Raw genomic sequence first — 21,053 nt, forward strand, 5'->3', positions numbered from 1 at the left:
GAGCTTATCAAACTAGCGTTAACTGACGACAACTTCACCAAAGCCGAGGCTGCGGGCTTGTGATTCGATTTCTCGCATACGCTCGTCGCTTGGAGAAGGAGAGTTCTCCATCGGACCGCGAACGCCAAAGTGCCTGAATTTCATGAGACGAATGCGCGTCTGACCAACCTTCTCGCCAAGCGTTAAGGCAATTCCATCAACTGCGGCTTCGGCGTCGTTCCAACCTTCGGTCACAATGACGCGAACCTCTTCGAGCTTGTTTTGCTCGGCCAAAAAAGCAAGATTTTTGCGGACTATGACGCCATTCTCGCCAGTTAGATGTTCATACCACTGATCATCCCAAGCTTTAACATCAAGCATAACGCCGTCCGAAAGGGCTAGTAAGTCGCGGTATTCAGTGAAGTCGATGGTGCCATTGGAGTCGATGAGGCAGCTTAGGCCTGCTGCATTGCAGTAGGTGAAGAGCTCGTAGAGGAAATCGGGACGGAGCATGCATTCACCGCCTGACGTGGTGATTCCGCGGATGAATGGCATGTTGGAAATGCAGCGATCAGCAACTTCTCGTGCGCTGAGTAGTTCAATTTTTGGTGTGGATTTATGCTGACAAACCTTGATGCAGTTGTCACAGTTGATACAGATAGAGTTGTCCCACACAACTTTTCCATTGGCCATAGACAAAGCGTGAGCTGGGCATGGTTTGACGCATGCCTGGCAAGAAATGCATTCCACCTGAGTCTCAGGGTTATGGCAGTAAGCGCAGCGAATGTTGCAGCCTTGAAGGAAGACGGCAGTTCGGCTTCCTGGGCCATCTACCAGTGAGAAGGGAATAATCTTGTTGACAGGAGCAACACACCCGGTTGGATGTGTTGCTCCTAAAGCGGTTTCTGTTGCAGTGAAGGTCACGATTGCGCAGCTCTTCTCGCTAGTTGCTCATGCGAACCTTGCGGTCGGCAAGGTGGTTGGCGGTGAAGTTGCCTAGGCCGTCGTGAGCGGTGTCCTGAAGAACAACGTTGCCGGACTGGAACTTCTTCATCTCTGAGCGCTTTGCCAAGAAGCCGGTAATACGGACCAGGTCACCCTCGGAGCTATAGAACGAGAGGTACTTGTCGTCGATGGAGAATGCAGCTTTGACCACGTCAATGACGGCGTCTGGGTTGCGCTCAGCGGTTGGCTCAGCTGGGAAGATGTCGGAGACACCACTGTTGAAAAAGCGATGCATACGTGCACTATGGCGAATGTGGTCGTAGAGGTTTGCAGGCTCGTCGCCAACCTTAATGCGGACACCCGGGGTAACGCCCTTCTGGTCGGAGAAACCAGCCTGTGCGTGCAGGGTGAAGCGGCCGCCAAAGACCTCGGAGTAGACGGCATCAAAGCTGTTGACCTGGTCAGCAATCTTGACCATGATCTGGTCTGCCAGCTCGTTGGCCTCGTCATCCTTGCCGTAGGTTCGGCTGCTATCAAGGTGCAGCAGCTCGGCGACACACTCGCTCATGCCAGCAACGCCAAACATGCCGCAGAAGCGATCACGAGAAATGAGACCTTCCTTAGCCAGGAAGCTTGTCTCAAAGAAGTTAGAATCCTCGACGATAAAGCGGACACGCTCGTTCATGAAGTTCAGTACCTCGCTGGTTGCGGTTGGTAGCAGGTTGTTCATGAAGTCGTCAACGTTGGTTGCAAGTTTTGCGAGACCGGGGAGAAGAACGCGGCTTAGGGTGTAAGCGCCGCCGCCCATTGGGAGGACGTTGTAGCAGCTGACAACTGTGTACTCACCAGGATAGGTCTCTTTATGGATGCGGTGATTAGCAAAAGCAGGGTTGGAGCAGACCATGGTGGTCTTTACTGCCAGGCGCATGAACTCGTCTGATGTGATCTCTGGGTCGTATTTAAGAGTGAAGTTTGGAACTGCGTTCATGAGCTCGCGTTCAACTTCAAGCAGCAGTCGACCTGCGCGAGTGTCCTCTGGACCAATGTTTGCGTGGCAGTAACCACTTGCAACGGTGCGGTCGATATGGTTTAAGAAGCGGCGAAGACGAGGCTTAATCTCATCGTCAGTCATGCCTTCCAAAAAAGGATCAATAATCTTGTCCAGCTGGCCAACGTACACAGGGCGGCTGGTGACGGAAGGGACGTTATCGTAGAGAGTGGCAAGGCCCCAGAGCAGGTCATCTAGGTTCTCTGGCTTGTCAAAGCGCAAAAACTCGGAGCCGTTCTGAGCAAACACCTGGTAGTCAGGGCAGATGTAGCGAGGACGGTAAGGAGCGTTGCCTTCACACATGTCATCAATAGCGTGAGCTTTAAAAAGACGGTCAAACTCAGCGGTTGTCTTGATGGGGTGCTCGGAGTTCTCGGCGGCCTGAGCCAGGTGCAGAACCTTCTGCTTGTACGAGAGGTTGTCGGAAGTGATGATGTCCATGAACTCGCTCATTAGTGCTCCTTACGTTTATTCTGAAAAACAGGTTTGTGATTGTGACGGATACGTTGGTCTTTCTAAGTTGAGGCACGGCGTGCAAGGCAAGAAGAACGGTCTTGTCTAAGTGCTGTGCCACATGCAGAGGTTAGTCCAGAATGTGGGTTTCTCCCTCGTGTTTCATTGCGTCATCGAGGCGTTGGAACTGTCTTTCAGTAATAACAATCTTGCCGTGCTGAACAGAAACCATGCCTCTTGCTTTAAGCTCGTCAATACCGCGGGCAACAGTCTTTGTACTGGTACCAATCTTGTCCGCCAACTCTTGTCTAGTTAGTCGTACGGTAAACGGCCACTCAACAACACCGCGGTGAATTTGATCGCGCGTTAGCTCACTGAGCATGTACATCAGGCGTTTGGTGCCGCTCCAGGTAAGTAGACTGCGCTCATAGCCGGACTGACGCGTCAGGTTCTTGATAATCCAGCGCGAGCGGGCGAGAAGAGCTTCGGGGTCCGAACGAATCCACTGCAGGTAGTCCTCGCGTGGAACCGAAATAAACTCGCAGCCAGAAGTAGCGGTGAGCGATCCCAGGTAAAACGAACTCTCACTGATAACTTCCATCTCGCCAAAGGCAACGGGAGCGTGATACTCATCAATAACGTAGGTGCTACCTGCGGAGTTATGCGATGTAGTGCGCACAGTACCGCGACACAGAATGTAGACGTTGTCAACGCGATCTAGCATGTGGACAAGGGTCTGCCCGGAGTTAAGACGAATCTGTCTACAGTGAGAAAGACGATTAGCAGGGACGCGAGAAGCCCATTTAATAATCTTCTTGCGAACATCGGAATCAAGACTATCAAGGTAGGTTAAAACGTTCACACGAACCCTCACTGTTCTTGCTTCGTAAGTCCTCATTGCAGGACGGTTTTGGCTTATGTTTGAGTAATTGTACCTGCTACCCAAAATAAAAATAAGGACTTTTGTCCTCTTTTTGAGACAATTTTCTTGAACGCAGCTAGGTTATGGTCAGGCGGTAACAAGACAGAAAACCCCGCATCATGTGATGCGGGGTTAAAAAGAAATTTTCGTGCTTGCTTGCATGCGTAAAACGCTTGAACTAAGCGCTTATGTGTACGCCTGATTTACCAGTGTTTACTTGCGGCGGCAGACCTCGGAAGCAACCTTTGCGCCAAGAGCAACGTTGTTAAAGACCAGCTGGATGTTGGATTCAAGAGAGTCGTTGCCGGTAATCTCTGCGACCTTTGCTAGCAAAAATGGTGTGGACTCCTTGCCGTGGATACCGTTTGCCTTTGCCTCTGCAAGGGCCTTCTCGATAGCCGCGTCAATAGTGTCCTTATCCATTGCATACTGCTCAGGAATTGGATTGGTGACTAAAAGACCGCTGTTCATACCAATCTGCTGCTGGGTAGTAAAGATCTCTGCCAGCTCAGCAGGTGTGTCAACGCGGTAGTCAACGCTAAAGCCGCTCTTACGGGTGTAAAACGCAGGAAGCTCCTCAGTTTGGTAGCCAAGTACTGGAACACCCTTGGTCTCCAGGTATTCAAGGGTAAGACCGAGGTCAAGAATAGACTTTGCACCAGCGCAAATGACCATAACAGGAGTCTGTGCAAGCTCCTCGAGGTCAGCGGAGATGTCCATGGTGGTCTCAGCGCCACGGTGAACGCCACCGATGCCGCCGGTTGCAAAGACGTCGATGCCTGCCATGTGAGCAATCATCATGGTAGTAGTGACGGTAGTTGCACCATCTTTCTTCTCAGCAATGATGACTGGGAGGTCGCGACGGCTGACCTTAGCAACCTCGCGGCCCTTTTTGCCTAGGTAATCAATCTCGTCAGCGGAAAGACCGGCACGCATCTGGCCGTTAATAATTGCGATGGTTGCAGGAATTGCACCGTTGTCGCGGATAATCTGCTCAACCTTCAGAGCGGTCTCGACGTTTTGTGGGTAAGGCATACCGTGAGAAATGATGGTGGACTCTAGAGCTACAACAGGCTTGTTCTGCTCAAGAGCTTCTTTAACCTCGTCAGATACAACAAGAAAATCCTTCAGGTTAGACATATGTACTCCAATCACAAAAGGCTAATAGAACCGAAAGTAGTGCCGCGCAAACGTTCTGCACGTATATCTTCGCGCTAAATACCTGCGCGCTTGATAACCTCTTCAACGTTGAGCTGACTGTTGATGGTTTCCTCTCCTTCAATGGCTATGCTGGAGGCAGCCATACCTACCAGTCCAGTTTGCTCAAGCGTCATACCCTGGGTATACGCCCAGGTAATTCCTGCCATCATGGCATCTCCCGCGCCTGTCATGTTGATTAGCTTTGCTGGGAGCAGTGGTAAGCGGATGGTCTTCTCGTGATCAGCACAAAGAAGCCCCTTCTCGCCAAGAGAGATAAATACACGCTTAAGACCTGTTGCAAGTAGCTCATGAGCTGCTGCTTCAAGGGAAGCGTCGTCAGTAATCTTGATGCCCGAGAGCATTTCAGCCTCAAGGCGATTTGGTTTGAGCGTGTAAAGTTTGCCTAGGACTTTCTTAAGTTTTTGCGCTTTAATAGAAGAAACGGGATCGCAGAAAATAGGGCAGGTCACGTTCTTGGCAATAAACTCAATGGTCTGTTGAGGCAGGTTAGTGTCAATCACGCAAGCTGCGGCATGCTGGATAACATCTAGGCGCTCTTCGATACGTTCAGGGGTAACATACTCGTAGATCTGCATATCATTGATGGCTTCCTGCATCTCACCGTGCTCGTTCATAATGAAGAGATAGGTAGAAGTGGAAGCGCCTGGAACAGTAATGGATGCATCGATGTCAATACCGCAGTCTAGGCAGCCCTCTTTAAGCTCACGGGCACGATAGTCCTCGCCAAAGGCGGTAAGCAGACGTACGTCGCTGTCGAGAAGGGCCAGGTTGTGTGCGATATTTCTGCCAACGCCACCAAAGGATATGGTGACTTTGCCAGGATTTGAATCTCCTGCCACAAGAGAAGTCTCTGGTCGACCAGCAATATCCATGTTGGCAGCGCCAATCACAATAAAATAGGGACGTTCGCTCAAAATGTAACGACGACCCAAAATAGCGCCCTTTGCGGTGAGGTTAGAGATGTGAACCGAAACAGAAGAACGTGAAATACCTGCGCGTTCTGCAATCTCCTTCTGAGTAATGGAAGGCTGCTCTTTAATCCAGTTGAAAATCATCTGTTCTCGATTGGTAAGCATTGGGCCTCCTAGCAGCAAAAATAGAATTCGACTAAACAGGTGCTTATATAAAAATTTCTAAACAGGTGCTTATCTTGTTTAAGCTAGTGCTTAAATTTGCTTGGGATAACCATAAGACAGCAGCTAGAGCCTGTAAAGAATAAATTCATTAAATTTTTCCAAGGTGAGTTTAAAGTTTTTCTCGGCATACTTATTTTACCTGCTTGATTTTTCTAAGCATTTGCTGTGTACCGTTTACAGAATTTTAGTATCTGCAAACGGTTGTATCGAGAAAATCTCCCTAAATTGGGCATCGGCGTAATGCAACTGTAATAATATATTTAATGAATACTAATAAATAGTAATGAGTCGTCCACATAAGTTGGTTTACGCGTGTATCGTGCGCAAATGCTTGTTCTGGACGTTTTAGGAGGTAGTATGCCTAAACGTGTTTTTGTGGTTGTTCTTGATAGTTTTGGCATTGGTGAAGAACCAGATGCAGCAGCATATGGAGATGAGGGCAGCAATACCCTCTGCGCATGCGCAACTAGCGGAGTTCTTAATATTCCAAATATGACAAAGCTGGGTCTTCTTAATATTGATGGCGCGCTTGATACTGTCTATGACGTTGATTTGAAGCCAATTGAGTCTCCTATGGGCGCATATGCTCGTATGCAGGAGAAATCTGCTGGTAAAGATACCACCGTTGGTCACTGGGAGATGGCAGGCGTCATTTCTCCAAAGAAGTTCCCAACCTATCCTGATGGCTTCCCGCAGGAGGTCATTGAGGAGTTTGAGCAGAAGACCGGTCGCAAGGTTCTGTGCAATAAACCTTACTCTGGAACTGATGTAATTAGAGATTTTGGTAAAGAGCACGTAGAGACTGGTGCTTTGATTGTTTACACTTCAGCAGATTCTGTTTTCCAGATTGCTGCACATGAGGATGTGGTAAGCCCCGAGAAACTCTATGAGTATTGCCGCATTGCACGTGAGATTCTGCAGGGTGAGCATGGTGTTGCTCGCGTTATTGCTCGTCCTTTTGAGGGAGAGTGGCCATATCAGCGCACTTCTCGCCGTCATGACTTCTCGCTTGAGCCAACTGGCACAACTATGCTTGACCGTCTCAAGGAGAACGGCTTTGACGTTCTTTCCATTGGCAAAATTTATGACATCTTTGCTCATCGTGGTATGACTGAGTTTGAGTTTACTACCTGCAATGCAGATGGAATTCAGAAGACTATTGAGGCTACCAGTAAAGACTTTAACGGTCTATGCTTCACTAACCTTGTTGATACTGACATGATTTACGGTCACCGCAACGATCCTGTGGGATATTCCAATGCTCTTTCTTACTTTGATGAGCATATCCCTCAGATTATTAAGGGTCTTCGTGAAGATGATCTGTTTATCATTACCGCAGATCATGGCTGTGATCCTGTGACGCCATCTACTGACCACTCTCGTGAGTATGTACCACTGCTTATCACAGGTCCAAAAGTCAAGCCAAATACTAACCTTGGTACAACCACCACATTTGCCGACATGGCCGAGACAATTCTTGATTATTTTGGCGTTGAGCAACTTGGTGTTGGAACTTCTCATCTATCAGAGATTCTTAAGGAGAATTAATGGCTACTACCCCAACTCCCCATAACGCTGCTGTTGAGGGACAGATTGCTAAGACTGTCCTCATGCCAGGTGATCCTCTGCGCGCAAAACTTCTTGCAGACACCTATCTGGAGAATGTTGAGCAGTTCAACACCGTTCGCAACATGTTTGGTTACACCGGTACCTATAAAGGACAGCCAGTCTCCGTTATGGGTTCTGGTATGGGTATGCCTTCTATTGGTATTTATTCTTACGAGCTTTTTAATTTCTACGGAGTTGACAATATTCTCCGCATTGGCAGCGCTGGTGGCCTTGCTCCTGAGGTAAAGCTTAGAGATATTGTTATTGGTATGTCTTCCAGCACTGATTCTAATTATCCATCACAGTACGGAATGCCTGGAACTATTGCGCCTACTGCAGACTTTGGTCTGTTGAGTAAGGCTGTTGCTGGTGCAGAGAAGCTGGGCTATCCCGTTCGCGTTGGTAATATCCTGGCAAGTGACGTGTTCTACACCGCAGACAACTCACATTCAAAATGGGCAAGCATGGATGTTCTTGCCGTTGAGATGGAGTCGGCAGCTCTGTATCTCAACGCCATGTACGCTCATAAGCATGCGCTTACGCTGCTAACTATCTCTGACCTTCCTCTTACAGGAGAAGCACTTACTGCTGAAGAGCGTCAGACTAGTTTCACACAGATGATGGAAGTTGCTCTTTCTGTTGTTGCTTAAAGTGCGCTCTGTTGCGCAAAGCGTCGTAGATGGGCTGCTTTTTATTGCTGTTTTGTTTTGGAACCATGCGGATTTTCCGCTTAAGCTAGGGGAGTTTGGTCAACTTCTCATAAAGATCCAGCGCTAAAGCTGGACGTTCCCGCCACATGAGGTAAGGAGAGCATGGAATGAACAAGAACGTTTCTCGTCGTAGTTTTGTGACTGGCGCAACCGGCGCTGGCGCACTTGCAGCACTTGCAGGTCTTGCAGGCTGCAACCAGAAGAAGGACGACGGCGGCCAGAAGTCATCAGGTGAGAAGAAAAAGAAGCTCACCATGGTTACTGATACTGGTGGTGTAAACGACCAGTCCTTTAACCAGTCCGCTTGGGAGGGCATGACTGAGCTCAAGGACAAGAACGGCTGGGATGTCAGCTACCTTGAGTCCAAGCAGGATTCCGATTACGCAACCAACCTTGATAAGGCTGTTGACGCTGAGTCTGACCTTGTTTGGGGTATTGGTTTTGCTATGGCAGATGCAGTTGTTAAGGCTGCTAAGGATAACTCCAACACCCAGTTTGCCATTATCGACAACGCTAATGATTCTGAGGTTGCTAACTTGACCGGCGTAATGTTCCGCGCTCAAGAGCCTTCCTTTGTTGTTGGTTATATTGCTGCTCGTACTACAAAGACTGGCAAGGTTGGCTTTGTTGGCGGCATTTCTTCCGCACTTATCGACCAGTTTGAGTATGGTTACCGCGGCGGCGTTGCTTATGCAAACAACGAGAACAACACTAACGTTGAGATTTCTGCACAGTATGCAGAGTCCTTCTCCGATGCTGCAAAGGGCAAGGCTATTGCAAACTCTATGTATTCCGATGGTTGCGACGTTGTCTTCCACGCTGCAGGCGGCGTAGGAACTGGCGTTATTGAGGCAGCTAAGGACGCAAACAAGCTTGCCATTGGTGTTGACCGCGACCAGGCATATCTTGCTCCAGAGAATGTTTTGACCTCCGCTCTTAAGCGCGTCAATGTTGCTATCGTTGAGATTTCCGAGAAGATTTTGAAGAACGGCCAGAAGGGTGGTAGCACCATTTCTCTGGGCGCTTCCGAGGACGCTGTCGGAATTGCTGAGGATCACCACCTCATGGCAGACGATACCTACAAGGCAGCTACTGCCCTTTTAGACAAGATCAAAGCTGGCTCTGTTGTTCCTCCTGCAAGCAAGGACGATTTGGACAAGTACGTTAAGTCTTTGAGCTAGGTTCTGTCTTAGTTTTGTTACGCCTTTGGAGCTTCTTACCAGATGGTTTACGCTCTCTAGCAAGGCTCCAAGGCTAATGAGTTTGGATTTGCTGGTGAGGGGTGCTTCTTAGCACTCCTCACCTCTAGCAAGTGTGTAAAGGAGGTGGCTCGTGGAAGTCAGTTCGGATTACGCTGTTCAGATGCATGGCATTACCAAAGTTTTTGGATCGTTTAAAGCTCTTGACGCCGTAGACCTTAACGTGCGCAAGCAAACTGTCCACGCCATTTTAGGAGAGAACGGCGCAGGTAAAAGTACGCTCATGAACGTACTGTATGGCCTGTATTCTGCTGATGAGGGCGAGGTTTACCTCAACGGAGAGCGTGTATCCATATCTGATCCAAACGATGCTATCGCTCACGGTATTGGTATGGTTCACCAGCACTTTATGTTGGTCGAGAATTTTACTGTTACAGAAAATATTGTTTTGGGTAATGAGGTCACCAAAACCGGTGGCATTCTTGATCCAAAACGAGCTCGCGAGAAGGTCCTTGAAATTGTTGAGGAATACGGCTTTGACGTAGATCCTGACGCTAAGATTGAAGACATTTCTGTTGGTATGCAGCAGCGTGTTGAGATCTTAAAGGCCCTATATCGCGGTGCTGATACGCTGATTCTTGATGAGCCTACGGCAGTGCTTACGCCACAGGAGATTGAGAAGCTTATCCAGATCATGCATGACCTGGTAAGCAAAGGTAAAACCATCATTGTTATTACTCACAAGCTTAAAGAGATTATGTCATCTGCAGATGAATGCACTATTATTCGCCGCGGTAAGTACATGAGCACTGTTGATGTCTCCAAGACATCAGAGACTGAGCTTGCAACACTTATGGTGGGTAGAAACGTTAACCTGCATGTTGAAAAGAAGCCAGCAACTCCTGGTGAGGTTGTGCTTTCTATTAAGGATCTCCACGTCAAGGATGAGCGTGGTATTGAGCAGGTAAACGGCTTTAATTTGGATATTCGTGCCGGCGAGATTGTTGGTCTTGCGGGTATCGACGGCAACGGTCAGAAAGAACTCGCCGATGCCATAAACGCAATGGTCAAGCCCGAGTCGGGCACCATCACCGTCAAAAATGAAGAGATTCAAGGTACAACTCCTAAGACGGTCATTGATCATGCGGTTGCAACCATTCCTTCAGACCGTCATCGTTGGGGCTTGGTCCTGCCATTTACGGTTGCCGAGAACATGATTCTTGAGCGCCACAATGAGGAGATTTTTGGCAAGGGCATTGCGCTTGATTTGGCAAAGATGAAGGAATTCTCTCAGAAGTTGATTGACGAGTTTGATATTCGCCCTGCAGAGTGCTCCGATCATCAAGCAGCAGGACTTTCTGGTGGTAACCAGCAGAAGGTTATTATCGCCCGAGAGGTCTCTTCCAACCCAGACGTTCTTATTGCCATCCAGCCAACTCGCGGCCTTGACGTTGGTGCAATTGAGTTTGTTCACAAAGCGCTGATTCGCGAGAGGGACCGTGGAGCAGCAATTTTGCTGATTTCCTTTGAGCTGGATGAGATTATGGACGTTGCCGATAAGATGGCAATTATTTACGCCGGCAAGAATGTTGGCGAGTTTGACCAAGGTACTATCACTGAAGAGCAGGCTGGCCTGCTGATGGCAGGAGGTGACGCCGAGTGAGTACGCTTACAAAGATAATGAGAAAACCAATTACGTCAGCAATTGTTGCTATTTTTGTTGGTCTGTTGGTTGCTTCTATTATTTTGGTTGTTGCAGGATATGACCCTATCAGTTCGTTTGAGGCTCTTATTAGCGGCATGGTAGGTAAGCCAAAATACATTTCTAACGTCATTATTAAAGCAACGCCTTTGCTTTTTACTGGTATTGCAGTTGCTTTTGCTTTCCGCGTTGGCCTCTTTAACATTGGCGCTGAGGGTCAGTACATTGTAGGTACCATCCTTGCAGTTATTGTCGGCTACAGCCTTGATCTTCCTCCTGTGTTGCAGATTCCTGTAGTTGTTTTGGTTGGAACCGCAGGCGGAGCAGGTATTGGCGCAATTATCGGATGGCTCAAAGCTCAGTTTGGAATCAACGAGGTTATTACCAGCATTATGTTCAACTGGATTAGTCTCTTCCTTTGCAACTTTGTGGTTTCTCTTCCACAGTTCCATCAGCCAAACTCAACTTCTTCGTATCCTATTAATGAGTCCGGCTACACCACTTTGTTCTATGGCATGAAGAATTCCGAGGACGGTGCTGAGGCAATTCGTAATATTCCTGTTATTGGCGATGCTATTATGCGTACCGACGCAAATATTGGTATTGTCGTTGCTATTATTGCAGCTTTCTTTATTGGCTGGCTGCTTATGCGTACCAAAGTTGGTTATGAGATGCGCGCCGTTGGTTTTAACCGTGATGCCGCTCAGTTTACTGGCATTAATGTTAAGAAAAACCTCACGCTTTGTATGGCTATTTCTGGTGCGCTCTGCGGACTTGCAGGTGCTTTGACTATCACTGGTATTGCTCCTCACAGTATTGCAACGCTAGCAGCATTTGAGAACAACGGTTTTAACGGCCTATCTGTTGCGTTTATCGCCAATTGCAATCCTGTGGCATGTATTCCTGCATCATTCCTGTTTGCTGGTCTTCTTTATGGTGGTCAGACAGTTCAGCAGGTTGTTGGTGCACCTTCCGAGATTATCAACATTGTTATTGGTACTATCGTATTCTTTATGGCTTTGGGTGGCGTTATTCCAATGCTTGCCGATCATCTTGATCACAAGCGTGCCCAGAAGGCTAAGGAAGAAGAGGCAAAGCTTGCTGCTCAAGTGAGTGATGCGTCCGACCCATCTCAGGAGGAGGCAAACAATGCTCACTAACCTGATTCTTCTTGTTTCCGTTACCCTCATGTACTCGACACCTCTTATTTTTGGTGCTCTAGGCGGCGTTGTCTCCGAGCGTTCCGGAGTTGTCAACATTGGTATTGAGGGCATGATGGGTGTTGGTGCATTTGCAGGTGTTGCAGGCAGCTACCTCACCGGAAACCCTTGGATTGGCTTCCTTTGCGCAGGTATTGCAGGCGGTCTTATTGCACTTCTACATGCCATTGCGTCCATTACGTTTAATGCTGACCAGACGGTTTCTGGTGTTGCTATTAACTTGCTGGCACCTGGTATTGCGTTGTTTGCTTGCCGTCTTTTGTTTGATGGTGCTGCAATGTCGCCAGCTGTCGACAAGCTTCCAAAGCTTTTTGGCGAGGGTGCCTTTAACAACACACCTTATTCCAGCTTGAACGTAGATATCACCGTTGTACTTGCACTTTTGACTGCACTTCTCGTCTGGTTTGTACTCTATCGCACCAAGTGGGGCCTGCGTATTCGTTCTGTTGGCGAGCATCCACACGCATCCGAGACGCTAGGAATTAGTGTTCGTAAGACTCGCTACCTCTGCGTTATTGTTTCTGGTGTTCTTGCAGGATTTGGTGGTGCTTCCGTAACGCTGGCAATTATTTCTCAGTTTACTCAGACGGCTATTTCTGGTCAGGGTTTTATTGCACTGGCTGCAGTCATCTTTGGTAAGTGGAAACCTCTGAACACCTATGCGGCTTGCCTGCTCTTTGGTTTTACTCAGGCATTGGCAATTCTCCTTGGTGGTGGAGCAACTCCAATTCCAAGCCAGATTATTGCAATGCTTCCTTATTTCATCACCATTATTACGCTGGTTCTCTTTGTTGGTAAATCTGTTGCTCCTAAGGCAGACGGTGTGCCATTCATCAAGGGAAGCCGTGCATAATGGCTGAGGTAAAGGGTTCTTGCCACGTCTCTAACGAGGCTCTTGTTCAGCTTGCTATTGAGGCTCGTAATCACGCTTATGTACCGTACTCTCATTATGCTGTTGGAGCTGCGCTTTTATGCTCTGACGGTACGGTGTACGGTGGCGCCAATCTAGAAAATGCTGCGTATACGCCTTCTAACTGTGCTGAGCGCACGGCGTTTTTCCGCGCAGTGTTTGAGGGTCACAGAGATTTTGTGGCTATTGCAGTTGTCGGCGGTCCTGAGGGAGAAGCTCCAACAGCTTGGTGTACTCCTTGTGGCGTATGCAGACAGGTTATTCGTGAATGGTGCGATCCTGCTACCTTCCGCATTGTGTTGGGTAAGGCAGATGTGGCTCCTCGTGAGTATCTGCTCCAGGATATCTTGCCCATGGGATTTGGTCCAGAGGATTTGGGTGAGTCCAGTCCTGCCGGTGCATCAAGTGACGACGCTGTGAAGGGCACTACAGGTCACGAGCACGGTTGTACTTGCGGGTGTGACAAGCACAGTAAGAGTAACCAGTAAGCAACAGCACCAAGCAGTCTGTGCTTTTGGGTGTAAATAACCTAGTAGGTTACATGAAATTGCGAGCCGGTAGAGTTTCTCGCTACCGGCTCTTTTACTAGAGAGTTAACGCAAACAGCGAAAAGAGGTTCAACTATGCGCATGTACGATGTAATTGAGAAGAAGCGCGATGGAGGCGAGCTTACCGACGCAGAGATTGATTACTTTGTCTCGGGTTATGTAGCTGGTGATATTCCCGATTACCAGGCTTCCGCACTTGCTATGGCCATCTTTTATAAGGGCATGACCGCGCACGAGACGGCTCATCTGACTATGGCGATGGCTGAGTCTGGCGATATGATGGACCTCTCGGCAATTCCTGGTATCAAGGTTGATAAGCACTCTACCGGCGGCGTTGGCGATAAAACCACGCTGGTAGTAGCTCCACTTGTTGCATCTCTGGGTGTGAAAGTTGCTAAGATGAGCGGTCGCGGACTGGGTCACACAGGCGGTACGCTTGACAAGCTTGAGGCAATTCCAGGACTTTCTATTGAGATTTCCGAGCCCGACTTTTTCAAGCAGGTTTCCGAGATTGGTGTTGCTGTTGCAGGTCAGACGGGCAATCTTGTCCCTGCCGATAAGAAACTCTATGCGCTGCGCGACGTTACTGCAACCGTTGACTCGGTGCCTCTGATTGCGTCAAGTATCATGAGTAAGAAGATTGCTTCTGGCTCTGATTGCATTTTGCTGGACGTTAAGTGTGGATCTGGTGCCTTTATGAAGGATGTTGATTCTGCAATTGAGCTGGCAGACGCCATGGTTTCTATTGGTGAACACGTTAACCGTACTACTGCTGCGTTAATTACCGGTATGGATCGTCCTCTGGGCAAAAACGTTGGTAACTCCCTTGAGGTCATTGAGGCAGTGGCAACGCTCAAGGGCGAGGGCCCTAAGGATCTGACCGACGTCTGCATTGAGCTTGCTGCAAACATGCTTAACCTTGCAGGTAAGGGAAGTGTTGATGACTGCCGTAAGCTGGCTCGCCAGCAGATTGCCAACGGCGAGGGTCTGGCCAAGCTAGCTCAGATGGTCAAAGCTCAGGGTGGTACCGACGAGGTTATTTTTGATACCACCAAGTTTGAGGCTGCTCCATTCCGTCGTGATATTGTGTCCGAGACCAGTGGATATATCACTTCCATGAATGCTGAGCTGGTTGGTATTTCCTCCGTTGCTCTGGGAGCCGGTCGCGAGAAAAAGGGTGATCCAATTGACCCATCCGCCGGTATTATCCTCGAGCGCAAGACGGGCGATTATGTCGAGAAGGGCGATGTCATCGCAACGCTTCTGACTGGTGACGAAAGCCGTCTTGATGAGGGCGAGCGCATCTTCCGTGAGGCTCTAGCCTTTGGTGAGAGTGCACCTGAGTTGGAGCCATTGTTCTTTGCACGCGTCTCCAAGGACGGTGTTGAGCGTTTCGCGTAAGCGCAGGTACGGGCGCGGTCGCGTCGGACGCAGCGAGTGCGAGCGCGAGTGCGGGGATCTGCGAGCCGCGAGCGCACGGGGTTCCGAGCTCCACATAACATGCAGATCAGACCGGTGTTCACGCAGGTGGACACCGGTTTTTTGTGCGGCAACAGCGTCGTGTGCAGATAGACTTGCAGGTCAAGAGCGCGAAGCGCCGCTGCGAGTGCACGGGGTTTCTCGCCAGACGTGCGACTGTAGGCGGTTTACGCTTATCGAGTCTGAAAAGCGAGCCTAAAAAGTGCAAAGAATCTGTATTTGAGCCACCGATTTTTTACAAAATCAGGCAAATCCACAGACTCTTTGTTGTTTTTAGGCAAAATCCACCAAATCTTTGAAGAAATTAGGCGCGCACCAAGATCGTTGGACGCCTGGCGAGAAAATCGGTCTTCTCGCGGTTGCAGTTATTGCACATGGTGTGTAATAATACTCAGTATGTGCAATAAGTACGGTGTTGTTGTGCTGCCCGAGCCCGTCGTGCCGCGCTGCGCCGCTCGCACGCACCCAATACGTAGATGTAACCAGGAGAGGCTTTAGAAACGTATGACACAAACAATGTCTGTACCTGCTGTTTTGTCAGTTTGTAAGCTTGATCGACGCACTGCTAGAACGCGTGCGGCACTCAGAAAGGCCCTGGCAGAAGAGATAGACGCTACCGGCGATCTTACCTCTGTGACTGTTACGGGCGTAACGGAGCGCGCCGGCCTTACGCGTCGAACCTTTTATTCCCACTACAAAGACATCCCTGATTTGGTGCTTCACATTGAAAAGGAAGCATTAGCAGAGCTTCGGCCTGCTGTTGAGCAGCTTGCTCGCGTCAACCTTGCCGAACTCAGGGAGGCAATCGACTCCTACAAACCATGCCCTGGCGCAACTGAGATGCTCCGTAGCATTCGTAAGCACGGCTTCTACCTGCGTCCTTTGTTGGGCAACGGTGGAGACCCTGCGTTCCAGGAAAAGCTTAAGCACCTGGTGCACGAGGTTATCGCTCAGCGTGCCTTACACGACCTTGACCCACGCGCACTTGGTTCTTTCTTTGACTACTATCTGACCTTTGCAATTTCTGCTGAGGTTGGCGTCCTTATCCGCTGGTTAATCGGCGGCATGCGCGAGAGCGACGAGCAGATGGCGGGTCTTATGACCGGTCTCATGTTTGTTGCACCTGGCGATTTGTACGGCAAGCCAATTAAGCTGGACGTTCCACGATTTGCGCTTGCAACTCTTGTTCTTGGAGAGGAAAACAATGATTAGTCCAAAGTTTGAGCTGGTAGAAAATGGTGCAGAGCTTGTACCAAACGTTCCACTTGACCTGTCTCAGGCCCACCTTATGCTAGGTATTGATGTTGGCTCCACAACCGTAAAGCTGTCCGTCATCGATGAGGATGGCACGCTGGTTTACGCAAATTACGAGCGTCACCATACTGATGTTCGCGCAACTGCGCGTTCCTTGTTTGTTAAAGCTCAGAAGTACATTGGTGATACACCTATGTATGCCGCAATCACCGGTTCCGGCGGTATGCTGCTGGCACAATGGCTTGACTTGGAGTTTGTCCAGGAGGTTATCGCTTCTAAGCGTGCTGTTGAGACGTTGATTCCTCAGACCGACGTTGCCATTGAGCTGGGCGGCGAGGACGCAAAGATTATTTACTTTGACAACGGCATTGAGCAGCGCATGAATGGTACATGTGCTGGTGGTACTGGCGCATTCATCGACCAGATGGCATCTCTTCTTAAGACTGATGCAACCGGTCTTAACGAGCTGGCAAAAGACGTTAAGCAGATTTACCCAATTGCTTCTCGCTGCGGTGTTTTTGCTAAGTCAGACGTTCAGCCTCTGCTTAATGAGGGAGCTGCTCCCGCTGACATTGCCGCTTCTATCTTCCAGGCTGTTGCAAACCAGACCGTCTCTGGTTTGGCTTGTGGTCACCCTATCCGCGGTTACGTTGCGTTTCTTGGCGGTCCTTTACAGTATCTTTCTGAGCTGCGCCGCCGCTTCTACATTACGCTTAACCTGGATGACGAGCATATCGTTCTGCCAAAGAACGCACACCTCTTTGTTGCAACGGGTGCTGCTCTGGCAGGCGAGTCCGACCGACCAATCACGTTTACCCAGGTCATGGAGGCGCTGGATAATCTCAAGGACCTCCAGGGTTCCGAGGTTGCTCGTTTGGATCCACTCTTTGCTACTCAGCAGGACTATGATGACTTTAAGACTCGTCACGACCAGGAGGTAGTGCCCAAGGGTCAGCTTGCCAACTATCACGGTCGTGTTTTCATCGGTATTGACGCAGGTTCTACCACCATGAAGGCTGCTGTTGTTGGCGAGAAGGGCGAGCTGCTTTACACCTGGTATGACAATAACAACGGCGATATTTTGGGCACTGCCCGCAAGATCATGGACTCTATCTATGATGAGATGCCTTCTGACTGCATTATTGGTCACGTTACTACCACTGGTTATGGTGAAGGTATTCTGATTGAGGCTCTGCGTGCAGACTCCGGAGAGATTGAGACTGTCGCTCATCTGCGTGGTGCAAAAGCGTTTGTCCCAGACGTTGATTTCATTCTTGATATTGGCGGCCAGGACATGAAGTGTCTGCAGGTCAAAGATGGCGTCATTGAGCACATCATGCTCAACGAGGCATGCTCTGCAGGCTGCGGTTCCTTTATTGCATCCTTCGCTGACTCTATGAAGATGGATGTCCGTGAGTTTGCAACTGCTGCGACTAAGGCAAAACTGCCTGTAGACCTGGGCTCTCGTTGTACCGTCTTTATGAACTCCCGCGTCAAGCAGGCGCAGAAGGAGGGTGCAACCATCGGTGACGTTGCTGCTGGTCTTTCGTACTCCGTCATCAAGAACGCCCTGTTCAAGGTCATTAAGCTTCGCGACTTCAGCGAGATTGGTGAGCACTGCATCGTTCAGGGCGGTACCTTTATGTCAGACGCAACGCTTCGCGCCTTTGAGCTGCTTACCGGCAGAGATGTTATCCGACCTGACATTGCAGGCGTTATGGGTGCCTACGGCGCCGCTCTTCTCGCCCGAGACCGCGCAGGTATTGATGGAGTGTCCACCTTGCTTGATCGAGAGTCCATCGACAATCTGCAGGTCAAGCTTACCAATACACACTGCCGCATTTGTCCTAACAGCTGCATGCTTACTATCAACGACTTTGGCGGCGGTCACAGATTTATCACCGGCAACCGTTGCGAGAAAGGCGCTGGTAAGAAGCGTGGTGCAAAGAAGAATCAGGCACCAAACCTCTTTGCGTATAAGAACAAGCTGCTGTTTGATCGCGAGTCGCTTCCTGTAGATGAGGCTTCACGTGGCACTGTCGGCATTCCTCGTGCGTTGAACATGTACGAGAACTATCCGTTCTGGCACACGTTTTTCACTAAGCTGGGCTTCTCGGTCATTTTGTCCGACCAGACCACCGCAAAGACATACGACGCGGGTATTGAATCCATGCCTTCCGAGTCTGCTTGCTATCCTGCAAAGCTTTCCCATGGCCATATCATGAACTTGCTGGCTAAGGACCCAGATTTCATTTGGATGCCATGTATTCGTTGGGAGCGCAAGGAGGACGATTCCGCAACTAACCACTATAACTGCCCAATTGTCATGAGCTACCCTCAGGCGCTGGGCCTCAACGTGGACGAGCTCTCCGATCCGTCCATTCAGTACCTGGCTCCGTTTATTCCATACGACAAGAAAAATGAGCTTAAGCGTCGTTTGTACGAGCTCATCAGCGAACAGCGCGAGAAGGACGCCCAGGCAGGTAAGGGTCGTTTCCGCGGCGAGCACATTACGCGTGCTGAAATTGATGCCGCTGTTGAGGCTGCTTGGCAGGAAGACAGTAACTTTAAGGATCAGATGCACCGTGCGGGTGATGAGGCTCTTGCTTGGATTGAGGAGCATGACGCTCACGGCATTGTTCTTGCAGGTCGCCCTTATCACAACGATCCAGAAATTAATCACGCTATTCCTGAGCTGGTCTCTTCGTTTGGTTTTGCTGTTCTTACCGAGGATTCCATTGCGCATAAGATGCTGCCCGAGCGTCCAATTCGCATTGTTGACCAGTGGATGTATCACTCACGTCTGTATCGTGCGGCTCGCTTTGTTGCATCTCGAAACGATCTTGACCTTATTCAGCTCTTCTCGTTTGGTTGCGGCCTTGATGCACTTACCACCGATCAGGTTCAAGAGATTCTTGAGGCTTCGGGCAAGATTTACACCATGCTTAAGGTTGATCAGGTTTCCAACTTAGGTGCTGCACGAATTCGTATCCGCTCTCTAATGGCAGCCCTGAATGAGCAGCAAGCAGAGCTAGAGCGACTTGCAGCTGCCGGCTTGGTTACCGAGGCCGTTCCACAGGGCGTTCGCATGGCCGATGGTTCTTTGGAAAAGGCTAGGAGTGCAAGTTCTTCTCGCCGTGCGCCAGTGTATCGTGAGGCAGAATCTGCAGCTTACGAGAAGGTCCGCTACACCAAGGAGATGCAGGAAGCGGGTTACACCATTCTGGCTCCACAGATGGCACCGATTCACTTTGAGCTGGTAGAGGAGTTGCTGAAGGGTGCGGGCTATAACGTTGTGCTGTTGCCTTCAGTTGACCAGGGTGCCGTTGACATGGGTCTTCGTTACGTTAACAACGATATTTGCTACCCATCTATTCTGGTTACAGGTCAGATTATGGAGGCGGTGCTTTCGGGCAAGTATGATCTGACTAAGACTGCAGTCCTGATTTCGCAGACTGGTGGTGGCTGCCGTGCAACCAACTACATTGCGCTGATTCGTAAGGCGCTTAAAGATGCAGGCCATCCAGAGATTCCAGTTATTTCTATCTCCGCTGCTTCTGGTCTTGACGAGGACAACCCGGGATTCAAGCTCTTCAAGCCTGATTTGCTGATCAAGGCAGTCTATGCGTTGCTTTACGGCGATCTAATCATGCAGCTACTGTATCGCGTACGTCCATACGAAGCTGTCAAGGGCTCTGCAAACGAGTTATATGACCAGCTCATGGCCGATATGCGTTCCAAGATCAATAGAATTTCTCGCAAGGAATTCTACAAGCAGTGCCAGCGTACCATTGAGTTGTTTGACAGTCTGCCAGTGGTGAACGATCGACAGAAGCCACGTGTTGGCGTTGTCGGTGAGATTCTGGTTAAGTTCCACCCAACAGCCAACAATGAGCTGATCAAGGTCATTGAGTCCGAGGGTTGCGAAGCAAACGTTCCTGGTCTGGTGGACTTCTTCCTGTTTGGTCTCTCTAATGCAATCAATACGCATAAGGAGCTAGGCACCACGTTCAAGAGCCGCATGACGCATATCGCAGGAATTAAGATGGTTCAGGGTCTGCGCGCGCCAATCAATAAGATGCTGGAGAAGTCAGAGCGCTTTGAGCCGTACCCCAACATTGATGAATTGGCCGAGAAGGCTGGTCAGATTCTTTCGCTCTGTAACACGATGGGCGAGGGTTGGCTGCTTACCGCAGAGATGTGCGACCTTATTGAAACGGGTACACCAAACATTGTCTGTGCTCAGCCGTTTGCCTGTCTGCCAAACCACGTTGTTGGTAAGGCGGTTATTAAGCGCTTGCGTCAGATGCATCCTGAGTCCAACATTGTTGCCGTTGACTACGATCCGGGTGCGTCTGAGGTTAACCAGCTTAATCGTATTAAGTTGATGATTTCGGTTGCTAAGGAGAATTACAAAAACGGTGTGAATGGCGAGTTTAAGCTAGAAAACGCTGATGACCCTGTTACTAATGACGCAACTATGCCGTATACCGGCCGAGATAAGTATGGCCTAGATTCCGTTGTTCGCGAAGGCGGACATTCTTGCTCGTCGCATCATGTATCTGCATTGGAAGCAACTGGCGCTAATTTGGGTGATCATGGTCGCACGGCATCTGACCACGGAAAAGATTACGGTTCTATTAGGCTTTCTGAGGAGCAGATAGCTGCAATTGAGCGTGCCAAGAAGAAGGCAGGCGTCAAATAGGTGTGCATCACGTA

General features: G+C 49.6%; 15 protein-coding genes. 10 read left to right on the forward strand and 5 right to left on the reverse strand.

All coding sequences use genetic code 11. The features are described 5' to 3' along the window. Positions 1 to 18 precede the first annotated feature (18 nt). The 5 genes from APAR_RS00720 to APAR_RS00740 all read right to left on the reverse strand — a co-directional run bounded on the left by APAR_RS00720 (position 19) and on the right by APAR_RS00740 (position 5,644). Positions 19 to 903: a YjjW family glycine radical enzyme activase gene (locus tag APAR_RS00720; protein WP_012808231.1), complete on the reverse strand. Its 885-nt coding sequence runs from the start codon at positions 901 to 903 to the stop codon at positions 19 to 21. A gap of 19 nt (positions 904 to 922) precedes the next feature. Then, positions 923 to 2,425: a YjjI family glycine radical enzyme gene (locus tag APAR_RS00725; RefSeq protein WP_012808232.1), complete on the reverse strand. Its 1,503-nt coding sequence runs from the start codon at positions 2,423 to 2,425 to the stop codon at positions 923 to 925. Positions 2,426 to 2,555: 130 nt separating this feature from the next. After that, on the reverse strand, positions 2,556 to 3,287 hold the full coding sequence (locus tag APAR_RS00730; protein WP_012808233.1) for a Crp/Fnr family transcriptional regulator: 732 nt from the start codon (positions 3,285 to 3,287) through the stop codon (positions 2,556 to 2,558). A 273-nt stretch (positions 3,288 to 3,560) separates the two neighbouring features. After that, positions 3,561 to 4,487, reverse strand: coding sequence for a pseudouridine-5'-phosphate glycosidase (locus APAR_RS00735; RefSeq protein WP_012808234.1), 927 nt, complete (start codon positions 4,485 to 4,487; stop codon positions 3,561 to 3,563). 74 nt (positions 4,488 to 4,561) lie between these two features. Next, entirely contained in the window at positions 4,562 to 5,644 is a 1,083-nt protein-coding gene (locus tag APAR_RS00740; RefSeq protein ID WP_012808235.1) for a PfkB family carbohydrate kinase, read from the reverse strand. Positions 5,645 to 6,061: 417 nt separating this feature from the next. Between APAR_RS00740 and APAR_RS00745 the strand changes: the two genes are divergently transcribed. From APAR_RS00745 to APAR_RS00790, 10 genes are all read left to right on the forward strand, one after another. Beyond that, entirely contained in the window at positions 6,062 to 7,252 is a 1,191-nt protein-coding gene (locus tag APAR_RS00745) for a phosphopentomutase (protein WP_012808236.1), read from the forward strand. Then, positions 7,252 to 7,962: a purine-nucleoside phosphorylase gene (gene deoD / locus APAR_RS00750; RefSeq protein WP_012808237.1), complete on the forward strand. Its 711-nt coding sequence runs from the start codon at positions 7,252 to 7,254 to the stop codon at positions 7,960 to 7,962. Before APAR_RS00745 ends, deoD begins: the two co-directional genes overlap by 1 nt. 167 nt (positions 7,963 to 8,129) lie before the next feature. After that, positions 8,130 to 9,203: a BMP family lipoprotein gene (locus APAR_RS00755; RefSeq protein ID WP_012808238.1), complete on the forward strand. Its 1,074-nt coding sequence runs from the start codon at positions 8,130 to 8,132 to the stop codon at positions 9,201 to 9,203. Positions 9,204 to 9,354: 151 nt separating this feature from the next. Then, a complete protein-coding gene (locus APAR_RS00760) occupies positions 9,355 to 10,884 on the forward strand; it encodes an ABC transporter ATP-binding protein (RefSeq protein ID WP_012808239.1) in 1,530 nt (509 codons plus the stop codon). After that, the gene (locus APAR_RS00765; protein ID WP_012808240.1) at positions 10,881 to 12,083 is read left to right on the forward strand and encodes an ABC transporter permease; all 1,203 of its coding nucleotides are present in this window, start codon (positions 10,881 to 10,883) and stop codon (positions 12,081 to 12,083) included. The genes APAR_RS00760 and APAR_RS00765 overlap by 4 nt, the downstream gene beginning before the upstream one ends. Next, positions 12,073 to 12,996 carry an ABC transporter permease gene (locus APAR_RS00770; protein WP_012808241.1) on the forward strand — a complete coding sequence of 308 codons (924 nt, stop codon included), beginning with the start codon at positions 12,073 to 12,075 and terminating at the stop codon, positions 12,994 to 12,996. The genes APAR_RS00765 and APAR_RS00770 overlap by 11 nt, the downstream gene beginning before the upstream one ends. Then, the gene (locus APAR_RS00775) at positions 12,996 to 13,541 is read left to right on the forward strand and encodes a cytidine deaminase (RefSeq protein WP_012808242.1); all 546 of its coding nucleotides are present in this window, start codon (positions 12,996 to 12,998) and stop codon (positions 13,539 to 13,541) included. The genes APAR_RS00770 and APAR_RS00775 overlap by 1 nt, the downstream gene beginning before the upstream one ends. A 135-nt stretch (positions 13,542 to 13,676) precedes the next feature. After that, on the forward strand, positions 13,677 to 15,002 hold the full coding sequence (locus tag APAR_RS00780; RefSeq protein ID WP_012808243.1) for a pyrimidine-nucleoside phosphorylase: 1,326 nt from the start codon (positions 13,677 to 13,679) through the stop codon (positions 15,000 to 15,002). Positions 15,003 to 15,584: 582 nt separating this feature from the next. Continuing rightward, the gene (locus tag APAR_RS00785) at positions 15,585 to 16,292 is read left to right on the forward strand and encodes a TetR/AcrR family transcriptional regulator (RefSeq protein ID WP_012808244.1); all 708 of its coding nucleotides are present in this window, start codon (positions 15,585 to 15,587) and stop codon (positions 16,290 to 16,292) included. Then, a complete protein-coding gene (locus APAR_RS00790) occupies positions 16,285 to 21,039 on the forward strand; it encodes a 2-hydroxyacyl-CoA dehydratase (protein ID WP_012808245.1) in 4,755 nt (1,584 codons plus the stop codon). Before APAR_RS00785 ends, APAR_RS00790 begins: the two co-directional genes overlap by 8 nt. The last annotated feature ends 14 nt before the right edge of the window (positions 21,040 to 21,053 follow it).

The organism is Lancefieldella parvula DSM 20469 (genome assembly GCF_000024225.1).
Taxonomy (GTDB): Bacteria; Actinomycetota; Coriobacteriia; order Coriobacteriales; family Atopobiaceae; genus Lancefieldella; species Lancefieldella parvula.

Bases quoted from the DNA above. Each gene is read 5' to 3' on its own strand.
- APAR_RS00745 (WP_012808236.1), top strand. From the start codon at position 6,062: ATGCCTAAACGTGTTTTTGTGGTTGTTCTTGATAGTTTTGGCATTGGT.
- APAR_RS00775 (WP_012808242.1), top strand. From the start codon at position 12,996: ATGGCTGAGGTAAAGGGTTCTTGCCACGTCTCTAACGAGGCTCTTGTT.
- APAR_RS00785 (WP_012808244.1), top strand. From the start codon at position 15,585: ATGACACAAACAATGTCTGTACCTGCTGTTTTGTCAGTTTGTAAGCTT.
- APAR_RS00725 (WP_012808232.1), bottom strand. From the start codon at position 2,425: ATGAGCGAGTTCATGGACATCATCACTTCCGACAACCTCTCGTACAAG.
- APAR_RS00755 (WP_012808238.1), top strand. From the start codon at position 8,130: ATGAACAAGAACGTTTCTCGTCGTAGTTTTGTGACTGGCGCAACCGGC.
- APAR_RS00740 (WP_012808235.1), bottom strand. From the start codon at position 5,644: ATGCTTACCAATCGAGAACAGATGATTTTCAACTGGATTAAAGAGCAG.
- APAR_RS00770 (WP_012808241.1), top strand. From the start codon at position 12,073: ATGCTCACTAACCTGATTCTTCTTGTTTCCGTTACCCTCATGTACTCG.
- APAR_RS00735 (WP_012808234.1), bottom strand. From the start codon at position 4,487: ATGTCTAACCTGAAGGATTTTCTTGTTGTATCTGACGAGGTTAAAGAA.
- APAR_RS00790 (WP_012808245.1), top strand. From the start codon at position 16,285: ATGATTAGTCCAAAGTTTGAGCTGGTAGAAAATGGTGCAGAGCTTGTA.
- APAR_RS00780 (WP_012808243.1), top strand. From the start codon at position 13,677: ATGCGCATGTACGATGTAATTGAGAAGAAGCGCGATGGAGGCGAGCTT.
- deoD (WP_012808237.1), top strand. From the start codon at position 7,252: ATGGCTACTACCCCAACTCCCCATAACGCTGCTGTTGAGGGACAGATT.